This window comes from Trichocoleus sp. DQ-A3 (genome assembly GCF_039961975.1).
GTDB lineage: Bacteria > Cyanobacteriota > Cyanobacteriia > Cyanobacteriales > FACHB-T130 > FACHB-T130.
Genome location: NZ_JAMPKC010000011.1, coordinates 81,377 through 94,922, shown reverse-complemented (window position 1 = coordinate 94,922; position 13,546 = coordinate 81,377). Strand labels below are relative to the sequence as shown.

Genomic DNA, 13,546 nt, shown 5'->3' with positions numbered 1-13,546 from the left:
CAGCAATGAACAATTAACCTTCAACAATTATGATCCCTAAAAGTGAGTTTTCAGGAGCGCTGAATTCTAACATTCGTTCCGCCCGACGCGGCAACCACAAAATATACATTGGCATGGCTCCCGGTGTCGGCAAAACTTACCGGATGCTGGAAGAAGCCCACCACCTTAAACAGGAAGGGATTGATGTTGTTATCGGGTTGCTGGAAACCCACGGGCGCAAGGAAACGGCCCAAAAAGCTCAGGAGCTGGAGGTAATACCCCGTAAAACAATTATCAGAGGCGGGATGACTCTGACAGAAATGGATACAGATGCCATTTTGGAGCGCCAGCCGCAGTTAGTGTTAGTAGATGAACTGGCGCATACAAATATCCCTGGTTCTCCACGGGAAAAACGCTACCAAGATGTTGAGATAATTTTGAATGCGGGAATTGATGTAAATTCTACGGTAAATATCCAGCATCTAGAAAGTCTTAATGATTTGGTAGCGCGAATTACTGGCGTTGTGGTGCGAGAACGTATTCCAGATCGGCTGTTGGATGAAGCAACGCAAGTGGTGGTGATTGACGTTACGCCGGAAACTTTGGAAGAAAGGCTAGTAGAGGGGAAAATCTACGCGCCGGATAAGATAGATCGGGCGCTACAAAATTTCTTTCAACGGCGTCATTTAGTAGCGTTGCGAGAGTTGGCACTGCGGGAAGTGGCGGACAACGTTGAAGAGGACGCGATTACCTCTACACCCAGTGATGGATTTTGCTCGGTTCACGAACGGGTGCTGGTGTGTATTTCGACTTATCCAAATTCGGTACAACTGTTGCGACGCGGGGCGCGGATTACTGATTATATGAGAGGTCGCCTGTATGCGGTGTTTGTGTCCCATCCGGAACGCTTTTTAACGAAGGAGGAAGGTTTATATATTGAGGCTTGTGAGAAGCTGACTTTAGAATTTGGCGGGGAATTTTTAAGAGTAACTAATCATGACGTACCGCAAGCGATCGCCTCTGTCGCTCAACAGTATCGGATTACTCAAGTGGTACTTGGGCATTCTCAAAAATCTCGTTGGGAGTTATTCTGGAAGGGGTCTTTTGTTCAGAAGTTGATGCGCTATCTCAAGAATATCGATTTGCACATCATTGCAGCCGAACAAAACTCATCTAAGCAATAAATACAACTAATTAAGTTTTCAGGGTTAATTTTTAATTACTAAAATGATGCGCGTAATTGGTTTGATAAGCGGCACCTCGGTAGATGGTATTGACGCCGCTTTAGTAGAAATTTCCGGTAAAGACTTAGATATAAAAGTGACTCTGCTAGCAGGAGCGACCTATCCTTATCCAGATGCGCTCTCAAAGCAAATTTTAGAAGTTTGTGGCGGGTCATCCTTGTCAATGGAAGAATTTGCCCAATTAGATGATGCGATCGCTTACACCTTCGCACAAGCAGCCCAAAACATTCAAAACGGCAACCCCCCAGCCGAGTTAATTGGCTCTCACGGACAAACTGTTTTTCATCGCCCGCCCACAGAGCAGGGGAGAGAGGGAAAAGAAGAGACTTCATCTTTTATCCTCAATCCTTCACTCAGTCCTCAGTCCTCAGTCCTCGACCCTTCACTCAGTCCTCAGTCATCCGTCCTCAGCACTCCTTTAGGTTACAGTCTGCAATTAGGTCGGGGTGCCTTAATTGCCCATCTGACAGGTATTCCCACAGTAAGTAATTTCCGGGCGGCGGATATTGCCGCCGGTGGACAAGGTGCGCCTATGGTGCCAGCAGTAGATGCTTATTTATTGAGCCACCCTGACAAGTACCGATGTGTCCAAAATATTGGCGGTATCGGGAATGTCACTTACCTACCGGCGCGTCGGGGCAGCTGGCTACAAGAGATCCGAGGCTGGGACACCGGGCCGGGGAATGCGCTTCTAGACCTGGCGGTGCAATATTTAACGAATGGAGCCAAAACCTACGATCAGGATGGAGCATGGGCCGCAGCAGGCACAATCTGCAACGATTTAGTAGAGCAATGGCTACAGCAGGACTACTTCCAGCAGCAACCGCCCAAATCAACGGGTCGAGAGCTATTTAGCTACACCTATCTCCGGCAGTGTATCGCAGATGCCTCTGCTTATGAGTTGAGTAGCGCTGATCTGCTGGCAACGCTGACTGAACTCACTGCTGCGTCAATTGTTCATAGCTACCGCACTTTCCTGCCGCAGATGCCTGACGAGGTGTTATTGTGTGGCGGTGGCAGTCGCAATCTCTATTTAAAACAGCGCCTACAAGCGACTTTACAACCCGTGCCAGTGTTGACAACGGATGAGGCGGGTGTGAATGCTGATTTCAAAGAAGCGATCGCTTTCGCTGTTTTGGCATATTGGCGTCAGTTAGGCATCCCTGGCAATCTTCCCCAAGTTACCGGCGCAACTTCTGCCGTACTACTTGGAGAAGTTTATCTTCCTACAAAGCTCAAAACCTTGCGCTGAGAGCGTTTCTAGCCGATTCTTTATATTAATTTTAGAAATGAAATGGCTAGAATGGCGTGAACGGTTTTGAAAAAGGGCTGCTATGACGACCTTCCCGCCTCAAAAAAGCACAGCTCACGATCGACGTCGGTGTTATTGCCTGAATCCTAATTGTAAGCAGCCAGAAAATCCTGGAAATGCCGCTATCTGCGAAAGTTGCGGATCGCAATTACTGCTGAGCGATCGCTATCGTGCGATTAAACCGATTGGTCAAGGAGGTATGGGGAGAACTTTCCTGGCTGTGGATATATCCCAGCCATCGGAACCGCGCTGTGTCATTAAACAGTTTTTTCCTCAACAACAAGGAACTAATAATCGCCAAAAAGCAGCAGAGTTATTCCGTCAAGAGGCAACTCGCTTAGAGGTTGTTGGGAAACATCATCAAATTCCCGAACTGCTGGCATATTTTGAGCAAGATGACCATCAGTATTTAGTGCAACAGTTTATCGATGGAGAAAACTTAGCTCAAGAATTAACCAAAAAAGGGCCGTTTAAAGAAGTAGAAATTCGGCAACTCCTGCAAAGTTTGCTGCCAGTGTTGCAATTTGTCCACAGTCAACAGATGATTCACCGGGATATTAAACCCGAAAACATCATCCGCAACCGTCGAGATGGCAAACTCGTGTTAGTCGATTTTGGCGCAGCAAAGTATGCGACTGAGACGATGCTAGGCAAAACTGGAACGGTCATCGGTTCTGCTGCGTATACGGCTCCCGAACAAGTAAAAGGGAAAGCGATTTTCGCCAGCGATTTGTATAGTTTGGGTGTTACTTGTATTCATTTGCTCACCCAAATTCCTCCTTTCGATCTGAGCGATACCAGTGAAGATACCTGGGTTTGGCGACATTTTTTAAAGACCCCAGTCAGCAAACAGTTCGGTAGCATTCTCGACAAAATGCTGCAAACGGGTACGAAGCGGCGCTATCAATCAGCAGATGAAGTGTTGCAAGATTTGAATGGGCGATCGCTCCCAACTACTAAACGTAATTCTAAGAAAAAATGGCTGATAGCCGGTGCCTTCCTATTGTTTGGATATGCGGGAGTGCGGTACTTAGCTTCGCCTGTGGTAGAGATGGTGACTCAGCAAATTGAGAAACAACCATCTCTGACGGAAGGCAGCTTATTCGCCATTGTGGATGGACAGCAGCAAGTGTTTCCGTTGAAACATACGGAAGTTGTGGCGAAAGTTACAGGAAATGTGTCGCGGGTGGAGGTAACGCAGACCTTTGAAAATCCCTTTAACAATCCCTTAGAAGCTGTCTATAAGTTTCCACTGCCCGATGAAGCGGCGGTGGATGACATGGAAATAAAAGTAGGCAATCGCATCATCCGAGGTGTCATCAAAAAACGCGAAGAAGCAAAGCAAATTTACGAACAAGCCAAACAAGAAGGAAAAACTGCTGCCTTATTAGACCAAGAACGAGACAATATTTTTACTCAGTCCTTGGCTAACATCAAACCAGGCGAAAAAATCGATGTCACCATTCGCTACAGTGAAAGCCTGAAGTTTGAAAAAGGTAACTATGAATTTGTCTTCCCAATGGTGGTAGGACCACGTTACAGCTCAGGAAATTCAACGAATAATCAAGGCAATACAAACCTTACCGACACTTCGCAGATAAATCCGCCGACTTTACCAGCCGGAAGCCGTTCTGGGCAAGATATTGGCGTAACGGTAGAAATAGAAGCCGGGGTGCCAGTCAAAGAAGTGCGATCGCCTTCTCATCAAATCCGTACCACTCAAGATGGTCGCATCATGCGGGTTGAATTGAGCAAGGAAAACGCAATTCCGAATAAAGACCTGATTTTACGTTATCAGGTATCGAGTGCCCAAACCCAGTCCACAGTATTATCAGAGGCGGATGAACGCGGCGGTCACTTTGCCACCTATTTAATTCCAGCCGTGGAATATCAAAGTAATGAGATTGTACCCAAAGATGTGGTATTTCTCATGGATACTTCTGGCTCTCAAAGTGGACCGCCAATTGAGCAATCAAAGGAACTGATGCGCCGGTTTATCAATGGACTCAATCCCGGCGATACCTTTAATGTTGTTGACTTTTCCGATAGCGCGACGCAGCTATCTCCTATACCTTTACCGAATACGCCGCAAAACCGTGAGAAAGCCCTAAATTATATCAATCGCCTAGATGCTAACGGTGGCACCGAGTTATTTAATGGCATTCAAACTGTGTTGAATTTCCCCGCCGCGCCAGAAGGACGCCTGCGGAGTATTGTCTTGATTACTGACGGTTTGATCGATCAAGACCAGCAAGCGATCGCAGAAATTAAAAAGCGGCTGAAGCCGGGAAATCGGCTTTATAGTTTCGGTGTTGGCCCTTCAGTGAACCGCTTCTTGATCGATCGTTTGGCAGAGGAAGGACGGGGCACTTCAGAAGTCGTTCCCCCTAGAGAATCCGCCCAAAAAGTCGTCGAAAAGTTCTCCCAACAGATCAATAATCCCGTACTTACGAATATCGAAGTGAACTGGGAAGGGAGTGGAAAAGCACCGCAAATCTATCCGATCAAACCCCCTGATTTGTTTGCCAATCAGCCTTTGGTGTTGTTTGGACGTAAAGGCGATCGCGCTAAAGGAACTTTGCGAATTACTGGAATCGTCGCGGGTGGCAAACGCTATGAGAAGAAGTTACCGATTGAATTTGACGGCGGTGGCAATAGCGCGATCGCTCAACTTTGGGGACGCGCCCGGATTAAAGATTTGATGAATGAAATCTATGCTGGTGAAAACCCAAATAATGTCAAAGCCGTTACTGATACCGCGCTCGCTTATCGGTTGTTGTCGCAATACACCTCCTTTGTTGCTGTCACGGAAGAAGTGCGAGTCGATTCCCAGAAAACTCAGCAGGTGCAAGTGCCGGTAGAAACGCCAGAGGGTATGAACGCCGAAGCAACGTCTAGCCAAAACGGTAACGTGCCTCCACTCAGCCAAGCGCCACCATCTAGCAAAGCGTTAGTAGCTAGCAAACCTACTGCTAGCAAAATGCCGTCAGCACCGTCAGCACCGTCAGCACCGTCAGCAGCGAACAGCCAGCCGCTATCTAGCTCAGCACAGCCATCCAGCCAATCGTTAGATCCCGATCCAGTGCCCGAACCCAGCCAAATCTTAGGCAACATCTTGGCTGTTCTCTTGCTGGGAATGTACTTTGCCTGGAAGCGGTTGAAGGGTTTGAAAAGCACTCCGCCTGGAAACTAATCCCAGTCCACTTTTTTACCGCTATATTAAGCTTCATCAGTCAAAAATATAGCAATCCTGTTTTAATTGTGAGCTTCCAACCTTTCCGCTCCCCGACTTCGTAAAAGTTGTCGGGGAGCTTGCTTTCACGCATCCTTTAAGAGTGCTATAGGTGCAATTAAAATTCTACAGAATTCTCATTTTTGCTGCCTGGTTTTAACAGCCAAAATCGACAAATTAATCCAAAAATAAATACAGAAATCATAGGAAAGATTACAGAACCATCACCAAGATGCCAATATTCAAAAGCTTCTTTATTTGATAACCCTGCCAAAACCGTCATCAAAGCCACCCGTATCCCATTTAGCGTAAAGGCTACGATGACAGCAACGAATGGTAATAAAATCTTTTCCTTCAATTTAGTTGGAAAAATGAGTAAAACAACTAAAGCTAATCCCAATAGCTGAAGGATAGTACCTACACCTGCACAAGCTCCGCCAATTTGTACAGACCCGGTTGGCAAACTTAAAATCTCCCCTCGCTGCACAACGGGGAATCCTAAAAACCAAAGAAAAATAAATGTAAATTTAGCGGTTAATAAAGATACATTAAAAAATTTCAATATTAATTCTTGATTTAAGACGAAAAAAGCCAGTAGCAGCAATTCCCGCCAATACTGCTTTAATCCTTTAACCCCAGAGGCAATTAAACCCAAGCCCAGCATTGAAATCAAAGGTGTAACGTGAAGGGTAAAACCATAGCCAGGGTTCAGACTTTTAAAAAGTACCAGACTAATCAGCGCGAACCCAACAATACTAGAAAAATCATCGCTTTTTAGCTCTAATCTGTCTCGTTTCTGCCAAAGTAGGGATGATACCGCAGCCCAAAATAGGAAGCTTGTACTCAGCAATTCAGTATTGCCACTCCTCCAAGTCAAAGTAAGATGAATTGTAATTAAGCCTGCCGCGATCGCTATCAACCAGAATTTCAAGTCTTTGACAAGTTTTAGCCTGCTCATGATTCGATAAAAGTTTTGCTCGGTAGGACACACCCGCTGGTTGCGGCTATACTAAAGAACACCGACGCTGCAACGCTTTCCGTAACAGGACTTGATATTGTGAATCGTCAATGATGTAGGCACCAAAGCGCTCTAAATGGGGGTTCATCATTTGGGCGTCAAAGAAAGCAAAATTGCGCGATCGCAATCTTTCCACCAACTTCACCATCGCCACCTTTGACCCCTCTGGAATCCGGTAGAACATAGATTCCCCAATAAACGCACCCCCGATGACAATTCCTAAAATTCCTCCAGCCAGTTCCTCTCCCTGCCAAGTCTCGAAGCTATAAGCCCAGCCCTCTTCGTAAAGTGCCAAATAAATCTCTTGGAGTTCTGGGGAGATCCACGTTGTTTCTCGATCCGCACACCCAGCCACCACACCCTGGAAATCCCGATTGACGGCAACAGCGAAGCGTTCTTGGTTGAGAATACGCCGCAGTGACTTCGGGTAGCGAAACTGCTCATCGAGGGGAACGAGTGTTCTCTGACGGCTGGAATACCATCCCAAGCCATTGTCGTCATCCGCCATCAGGAAGTAGCCTTGGGCATACCCCTGAATAATGGTGGGAATATCAAACTCCATGCACTCAATCCAAGCGGGTTAATGACGTATTATCCGATCTATGTATATCTCTAACAGCCACAAATGGCTGCATAGATGTCCTGATGAGATAGAACCACCTTAATATCTAAAATACTGCCCCAACTTTTAGAATCATTGAGTCGGCGTCTGAAATTTAAAAGCTGAGAAGCGAAAAGCTGATACGTGAAAATGTCTCAACCTATCCCACCGATCACCTTACCACCAGCCGAAAATCCTCAACAGGAAGGCAAATGGCTGCAAAGCGCATTACACAAGTGGCTCGATGAAGAGTTTATTCCAGAGGCTGTCAATCAAGAGATTGCCCAACGAGCTTCCCAGATTTATGTCCGCCAGCGGATGGAAGGGGAAAACGACCTGGGTTCCCTGGTGATTGCCATTCTGACAGAGATGCAGGCGTTTGATTTTTCCAGAAGTTTTTATAGCGAGTTTGCGATCGCGAATGCGGTCAGTGAATTGCTCTTAGACAGTCTTGGCATCGACCGCTGTTGCGGTCAATAGTCAATAGTCAATAGTCATTGGTCAAACGCAATCAACTAAAGACTAAAGACTAAAGACTAAAGACTACCAGCTAGACTTGACGACTCCCGGCAACAGGCCTTGGTGTGCCCATTCCCGCATAACGTTGCGAGACAGACCAAAATCTCGGTATACGCCTCTAGGACGCCCAGTCACCCAGCAGCGATTCCGCAGTCGTGTGGGCGCACTGTTGCGCGGCAGTTGCTGTATCTGCCGATGAATCGTCAGCTTCTGTTGTTGGGTTGTTGCATTCTCAAATGCTTCCTGCAACGTTTCACGCTTAGCGGCATACTTATCTACCAGCTTCTGGCGTTTTTTCTCCCGCTCAATCATGCTCTTTTTAGCCATGAATTATCCTACTTTGTTCCAGCAATAAAGACACCATTCTCCATTCTAGCGGATGGTATCAATTAGAAGCTTCCACAATTTGAGGAGATGTGGCGAGGCTAATATTTACAGAATCTGAGGGCGACAAATTAGCAGAAGGACACAAATCCGCAAGGACACAAGCATGGCACACCGGATTTTTGGCTTTACAAATTGCCCGACCATGATAGACCAACCGAATTGACCAGTTTTCCCAATCCTCTAGGGGCAATAGTCTCATTAAATCTCGCTCTATCCGCACTGGGTCTGTATATTCTGTCAAACCCAATCGGTAGCTGAGGCGCTTCACATGAGTATCCACTGTTACGCCTTGATTGATGCCGTAAGCGTGAGCCAGAACGACATTCGCCGTCTTTCGCGCTACTCCTGGTAATTCCAGCAACAATTCCATTCGTTTTGGCACCTGTCCTTTAAATTTCTCCACAATCAGGACGCAGGCACCTTGAATATTTTTAGCTTTATTGCGATAAAAGCCGGTTGAACGGATCAGGGTTTCCAACTCGGCAATATCAGCGTTTGCCAAAGCTGGGGCGTCGGGAAACCGAGAAAATAAGGAGGGGGTTACTTGATTCACCCGTTCATCGGTACATTGAGCGGAGAGAATGGTTGCGACCAATAACTGTACCGGCGTCTCGTAGTTCAGCGTACAGGGTGCATCTGGATACAATCGCTTCAGGCGAATCAAAATCTCCAAAGCACGCTGCTGCTTAGCTGACCATGTACGGGTAATGTTCATAAATCGTCAATTGTCTAGTTGGTAGGGGCGCATGACCCTGCGCCCGTACAGGTCAGTTATCCATTGTTAAAAACGATAGACAACTGCGTTCATTGCAAGAGTTTTTGAACCCACTCCAGGTTAGCAGTGTCTCGAACAATCAAGAAAATTCCCAAACCCAGAAGCAACATCAAACCAGTTTGCATAATGCCATCTTGGATTTGAGTCGGCAAAGGTTTACCCCGCAAGCCTTCAATCAATAAGAAAGCTAGTTGACCACCATCGAGAGCCGGTAGCGGCAATATGTTGATAATCGCAAGGTTAATGCTGATCAAGGCAGCAAACTGAAACAGATTCGCTGCGTCTGACTTGGCAATACTGGCACCAAGTTCCACAATTTTAACCGGCCCAGCAACCTGATCGGCTGTTTCGCCAAAGTTACTGATCAGTTGTACAAAGCCCTGAGCCGTTAAAACGACAAATTCTTGGTACTTTGTAGCCGCAGTGGTCAAAACTTCTACAGGATTCTTGAGGTGCCGACGCACTACTTTGCCGCTAGGAGCTAGCTGGACACCGATGCGACCTTTCCCATCGCTTCCGGGTTGCGGTGTCACGGTCAGGGAAATGATTTGACCTTGACGTTCAACGCTCAGGGGGACCGGCTGGTTGGGATTATTTTGAATGACCTCCATAAGCTTTGGAATGGCTTCCTTGGAGGCTTTCAGTGGTTGACCGTCTGCCAAGAGAATAATGTCTCCTGCTTTGATGCCAGCCTTAAGTGCAGCAGAACTTACCTCTGAGGCGACTTGGGGAACCAAGACACCAGGCTGATAATTAAATTCCTGAACGCCCACCAGACCCAGTTGAGTCGCTAGCAGCAAGTAAGCAAATAGCAAGTTGGCGATGACACCAGCGCTAATGACAATGGCTCTGTCGAGGATGGGTCGGTTGCGTAGTAGATTGGGGTCTTCTGGGGGAATATCACTGTCGGGATCATCATCAGGGAAACCAACAAATCCGCCTAGGGGAAAAGCCCGGATGGCATATTCGGTTTCCGGTCCCTGGTACTTCCAGAGGATCGGGCCAAAACCGAGGGAGAAGCGGTTGACGTGAATTCCTTGAAGACGAGCTGCCATGAAATGACCCAGCTCATGTACCACAATCAAAAGCGCCAAGACTGCGATCGCCGCAAAAACAGGCATATTAATAATTAATTCAACTAACTACATACTTCTTCATTCTACGGTGTTGCGTCCGGAAGCTGGGTGAGTTCAGGGAAGAGGAGCCGGAAAGCATCAAAATACAGAGTTCCAAATACAGCGTGAGGAATTCCTTCCTCGCCTCCCCGCAGAAATCGCTTCACCAAGCGCTCCCACTCTCGCCAACTTCAAATTTCATCGAGTGGTTAGTGAAATGATTAAAAAAGATAGTTGACAGATGCTGAAAATTTTGAGAATCTAGATAAAGATAAAGTTTTGCGGGTATAGCTCAGTGGTAGAGCGTCACCTTGCCAAGGTGAATGTCGCGCGTTCGAATCGCGTTACCCGCTCTTCTGGTTAAAATCATATAAGAAGTAGCCTTTCTTCAGGCGTAGGTCTTCAGAGGTAGAGAGGATAAATCTGATTATCTATAAGTCGGAGCATTTCTAGGCAAAGGTTTACAGTGTTAAAATTCGCCTAGATTGTCTGTGTATTTAAAGGCATTCAGTCGTACCTAGTCCGAAGAAAGGCGGCTACTAGGTGCAAACTAAAAAAAGTCTAACAGACGAACCCGGTTCCGAAAATCTTAAGTTGACACTTTCATATCTTTGTTTAAATAGCGCTTGTGCCATCTCAGAAAGATCAGAAGATTGACTTAAATAACGATTACCCGTGCCCATGCCGACGTAGAGGGCGTTTAGTACCGATTACGCTGACAGAAGCGTTTGGCTGCGATCGCTGTCAGCAAATCTTCGTGGTTGAAGAGAGTGGGTATGCGATCGAACAACTGTCTACAAGCTATCCCTACAAGCGCTCGTGGCGGTGGACGGGTCATCGCTGGAGTACTGCTCATCCAGGGCTTGGGGACAGCTACCTACCTGTTTCCTTAGGAATCATTGCGGTGGTACTGATCGCAGGGCTTTGCTTAGCTCAGATTTCACCTCCCGCCCCTCCTGGTATCATTATTGTGCTGTGTGCGATGGTGAGCGTGTTGGCGCTATTGGTGCCAGCGCTGATCATCTGGCTGACTCACCGACGTTAGCCCAATGGCAATCAACGATATTACTCCGACCCCCGACCCAATGAACGCTGTTCGTCGCGCTTATGAAGCTTCCCTGGAATTGGCAACTACCAAGGGAGTAGAGCGCAGCCGTGCTGTCGCCGCAATGGCGCAGGCACTTCAGAGATCCTTAGACGATATTTTGGAAGCAAACACCCTGGATCTGGAAGCCAGTCGCGAAATGGCAGCACATGAGCTGATTTTAGATTGGCTGAAGCTGACACCTGAGCGGCTGCAAACCACCATCCACATTTTGCAACGGTTAGCTGAGTTGTCCGATCCGATCCGGCGGGTGATGAACGCGACTTATCAGCTAGAACACTCGCAAACTTACTCCCAGCTAATGCCGCTGGGGGTCATTGCATTGATTTACGAAGCCTTTCCGGAGCTAGGAGCGATCGCTGCCGGGATGTGTCTGAAAACTGGCAACAGCCTGATTCTCCGAGGTGGAAGTGAAGCTAGCCACTCTAATACGGTCATTGCCCAAGTTTTACAATCAGCCTTAGAACGAGCAGGTATGCCACCGGGTTGTCTGGAGCTACTACCATCAGAGCAAGGCGCTTCCATTCGGGATTTAGTCATTCAAGACCGATACATTAATTTGGTGATTCCCTATGGTCGCCCTAGTTTAGTCCAAAAAGTGATCCAGCTCTCAACTGCACCCGTCTTGAAGTCGGCGATGGGAAACTGCTACCTCTATTGGTCGCCTACGGGTAGCTTAGAGATGGCTCGGAACGCAATTTTAGACAGTCATCAAAGCGAGCCAGACCCTGTTAATGCGATTGAAAAGGTTTTGATTCATCCAGCTTGCAAACCTTCTTCTCTAACAATGCTTTGGAACAGTCTTAAGGAAAAAGGGTTTCAACTCAGAGGAGATAGGGATTTGGTGACACAATTTCCAGATTTGAAACTAGCTGATGAATTAGAGTGGAGTCAAGCCTATCTTGATAAGATTGTGGCTTTTAAACTGGTAGAGAGTATCGAGGAAGCCATTATTTGTATTAATCAATACAGCAGCGGTCACGCCGACTGTCTAGTTTCTGAATCCTATCAAGAAAGCCGCCAATTTGCTCTCGGCGTTAATAGTGCCTCAGTCTATCTCAATTCTTCTCCCCGATTTTCGCGTAACCCCAAGGGCGGAGACTCCTTATTTCTGGGAATGTCTAACCAAAAAGGACATCGCCGAGGGCCGATTGGCTTAGAATCTTTTACCACCGTTAAGCACGTCGTGCAGGGACACAACTAAAAAGGCAAAAGAGAGAAGGATGAAGGGAAAAACTGCTTCATACTTTATCCTTCTCTCCGCTTTCTTTTGCCTTTTTACTGTTTATTGTTTACTTTCTTCGACCAGTTTTACCTTTGAGGCTAAACCGAGCGACTGAAGAAATTGAATGGTCATCCACGTTAGGTCAATTTCCCACCACTTTAAGCCATGTCGAGCGGAATATTGAAAAGCATGGTGGTTGTTGTGCCAACCTTCGCCATAGGTGAGTAAAGCCACCCACCAACAATTAGTCGAGCGATCCTCAGATTCGTAAGTGCGATAGCCAAATTTATGCGTTGCACTGTTGACAAACCAAGTGCAGTGAAACACTGCAACGATCCGAACAAAAATTCCCCAAACCACAAAAGGCCAACCGCCCAAGGCGTAAAGAATTAAACCTAAGACAACCTGAATGGGAATGAAATATTTTTGTAAAAACTGATAAACCGGATCGCCAGAAATATCTTTAGTAACCCGAGGGATGTCTGTATCCGCAGGGTTTTGATAAAGCATCCAGCCCATGTGACTCCACCAAAAACCTTTGTTGGAATCATGAGGATCTAAGTTTTCATCCGAGTGCAAATGATGGAGGCGATGTATGCCTATCCAGTTAATCGGACCTCCTTGGCAGGAAAGGGTGCCGCAGAGAACAAAGAAGTATTCTAACCACTTAGGGGTTTGGAAACTACGATGCGTTACCAGACGATGAAATCCCAGCGTAATTCCCAAGCCACCCGTTACCCAGTGGAAAAAGACGGCGACACCAACCGCAGCCCAACTGAAGTTACTGGGAAATAGGGCGAAAAGCGCTGCGATGTGTAACGCAGCCATGTAGATAATAATGACCCAATCAGGACGGAGAGGCGAGTCTTGTCTCACCTGTTCTTGATCTTTAGTTGTGGTCGCAACAGTCATGCAGTAACCTTGATAAAAATTGTGCAGCCCAACCTGCTATTGGATTTGGGATTTTGATCTTGGTCTTGTAAGGGCGGCTTGTTTGCCCTGCTTTTACTGGAAATGCAAATTTTTACATTGCC

General features: G+C 46.9%; 12 protein-coding genes and 1 tRNA gene. 7 read left to right on the top strand and 6 right to left on the bottom strand.

Annotated features, from left to right (window positions below):
- Window positions 1-29: 29 nt before the first annotated feature.
- From NDI44_RS17235 to NDI44_RS17225, 3 genes are all read left to right on the top strand, one after another.
- Window positions 30-1,163, top strand: coding sequence for a sensor histidine kinase KdpD (locus NDI44_RS17235; RefSeq protein WP_190414434.1), 1,134 nt, complete (start codon window positions 30-32; stop codon window positions 1,161-1,163).
- Between the two features lie 43 nt (window positions 1,164-1,206).
- Window positions 1,207-2,475 carry an anhydro-N-acetylmuramic acid kinase gene (locus tag NDI44_RS17230; protein WP_190414433.1) on the top strand — a complete coding sequence of 423 codons (1,269 nt, stop codon included), beginning with the start codon at window positions 1,207-1,209 and terminating at the stop codon, window positions 2,473-2,475.
- Window positions 2,476-2,557: 82 nt separating this feature from the next.
- Entirely contained in the window at window positions 2,558-5,728 is a 3,171-nt protein-coding gene (locus tag NDI44_RS17225; protein WP_190414432.1) for a VIT domain-containing protein, read from the top strand.
- A gap of 157 nt (window positions 5,729-5,885) precedes the next feature.
- Here the strand turns inward: NDI44_RS17225 and crtA are convergent, their stop codons facing one another.
- Together crtA and aat are read right to left on the bottom strand one after the other, a co-directional pair.
- Window positions 5,886-6,725 carry a cyanoexosortase A gene (gene crtA / locus NDI44_RS17220; protein ID WP_190414431.1) on the bottom strand — a complete coding sequence of 280 codons (840 nt, stop codon included), beginning with the start codon at window positions 6,723-6,725 and terminating at the stop codon, window positions 5,886-5,888.
- A gap of 46 nt (window positions 6,726-6,771) precedes the next feature.
- Window positions 6,772-7,347: a leucyl/phenylalanyl-tRNA--protein transferase gene (aat, locus tag NDI44_RS17215; protein ID WP_190414430.1), complete on the bottom strand. Its 576-nt coding sequence runs from the start codon at window positions 7,345-7,347 to the stop codon at window positions 6,772-6,774.
- 189 nt (window positions 7,348-7,536) lie between these two features.
- On the opposite strand from aat, the gene NDI44_RS17210 reads away from it, so the two are divergent.
- Window positions 7,537-7,866, top strand: coding sequence for a hypothetical protein (locus NDI44_RS17210; RefSeq protein ID WP_190414429.1), 330 nt, complete (start codon window positions 7,537-7,539; stop codon window positions 7,864-7,866).
- Between the two features lie 63 nt (window positions 7,867-7,929).
- On the opposite strand, the gene rpsN is transcribed toward NDI44_RS17210, so the two are convergent.
- The 3 genes from rpsN to rseP form a co-directional block, all read right to left on the bottom strand.
- Window positions 7,930-8,232 carry a 30S ribosomal protein S14 gene (gene rpsN, locus NDI44_RS17205; RefSeq protein ID WP_190414428.1) on the bottom strand — a complete coding sequence of 101 codons (303 nt, stop codon included), beginning with the start codon at window positions 8,230-8,232 and terminating at the stop codon, window positions 7,930-7,932.
- A 58-nt stretch (window positions 8,233-8,290) separates the two neighbouring features.
- The gene (gene nth, locus NDI44_RS17200; protein WP_190414427.1) at window positions 8,291-9,007 is read right to left on the bottom strand and encodes an endonuclease III; all 717 of its coding nucleotides are present in this window, start codon (window positions 9,005-9,007) and stop codon (window positions 8,291-8,293) included.
- An 89-nt stretch (window positions 9,008-9,096) separates the two neighbouring features.
- Window positions 9,097-10,188 (bottom strand): RIP metalloprotease RseP, encoded by a 1,092-nt coding sequence (gene rseP / locus NDI44_RS17195; RefSeq protein WP_190414426.1) that lies wholly within the window; start codon window positions 10,186-10,188, stop codon window positions 9,097-9,099.
- Window positions 10,189-10,463: 275 nt separating this feature from the next.
- Between rseP and NDI44_RS17190 the strand changes: the two genes are divergently transcribed.
- The 3 genes from NDI44_RS17190 (at window position 10,464) to NDI44_RS17180 (ending at window position 12,491) form a co-directional block, all read left to right on the top strand.
- Window positions 10,464-10,535, top strand: a tRNA-Gly gene (locus tag NDI44_RS17190).
- A gap of 275 nt (window positions 10,536-10,810) precedes the next feature.
- Entirely contained in the window at window positions 10,811-11,227 is a 417-nt protein-coding gene (locus tag NDI44_RS17185; protein ID WP_190414425.1) for a hypothetical protein, read from the top strand.
- A 4-nt stretch (window positions 11,228-11,231) separates the two neighbouring features.
- Window positions 11,232-12,491 (top strand): glutamate-5-semialdehyde dehydrogenase, encoded by a 1,260-nt coding sequence (locus NDI44_RS17180; protein ID WP_190414424.1) that lies wholly within the window; start codon window positions 11,232-11,234, stop codon window positions 12,489-12,491.
- An 81-nt stretch (window positions 12,492-12,572) separates the two neighbouring features.
- Here NDI44_RS17180 and NDI44_RS17175 read toward each other — a convergent pair whose 3' ends face one another.
- Window positions 12,573-13,424 carry an acyl-CoA desaturase gene (locus NDI44_RS17175; protein WP_190414423.1) on the bottom strand — a complete coding sequence of 284 codons (852 nt, stop codon included), beginning with the start codon at window positions 13,422-13,424 and terminating at the stop codon, window positions 12,573-12,575.
- Between the last annotated feature and the right edge of the window lie 122 nt (window positions 13,425-13,546).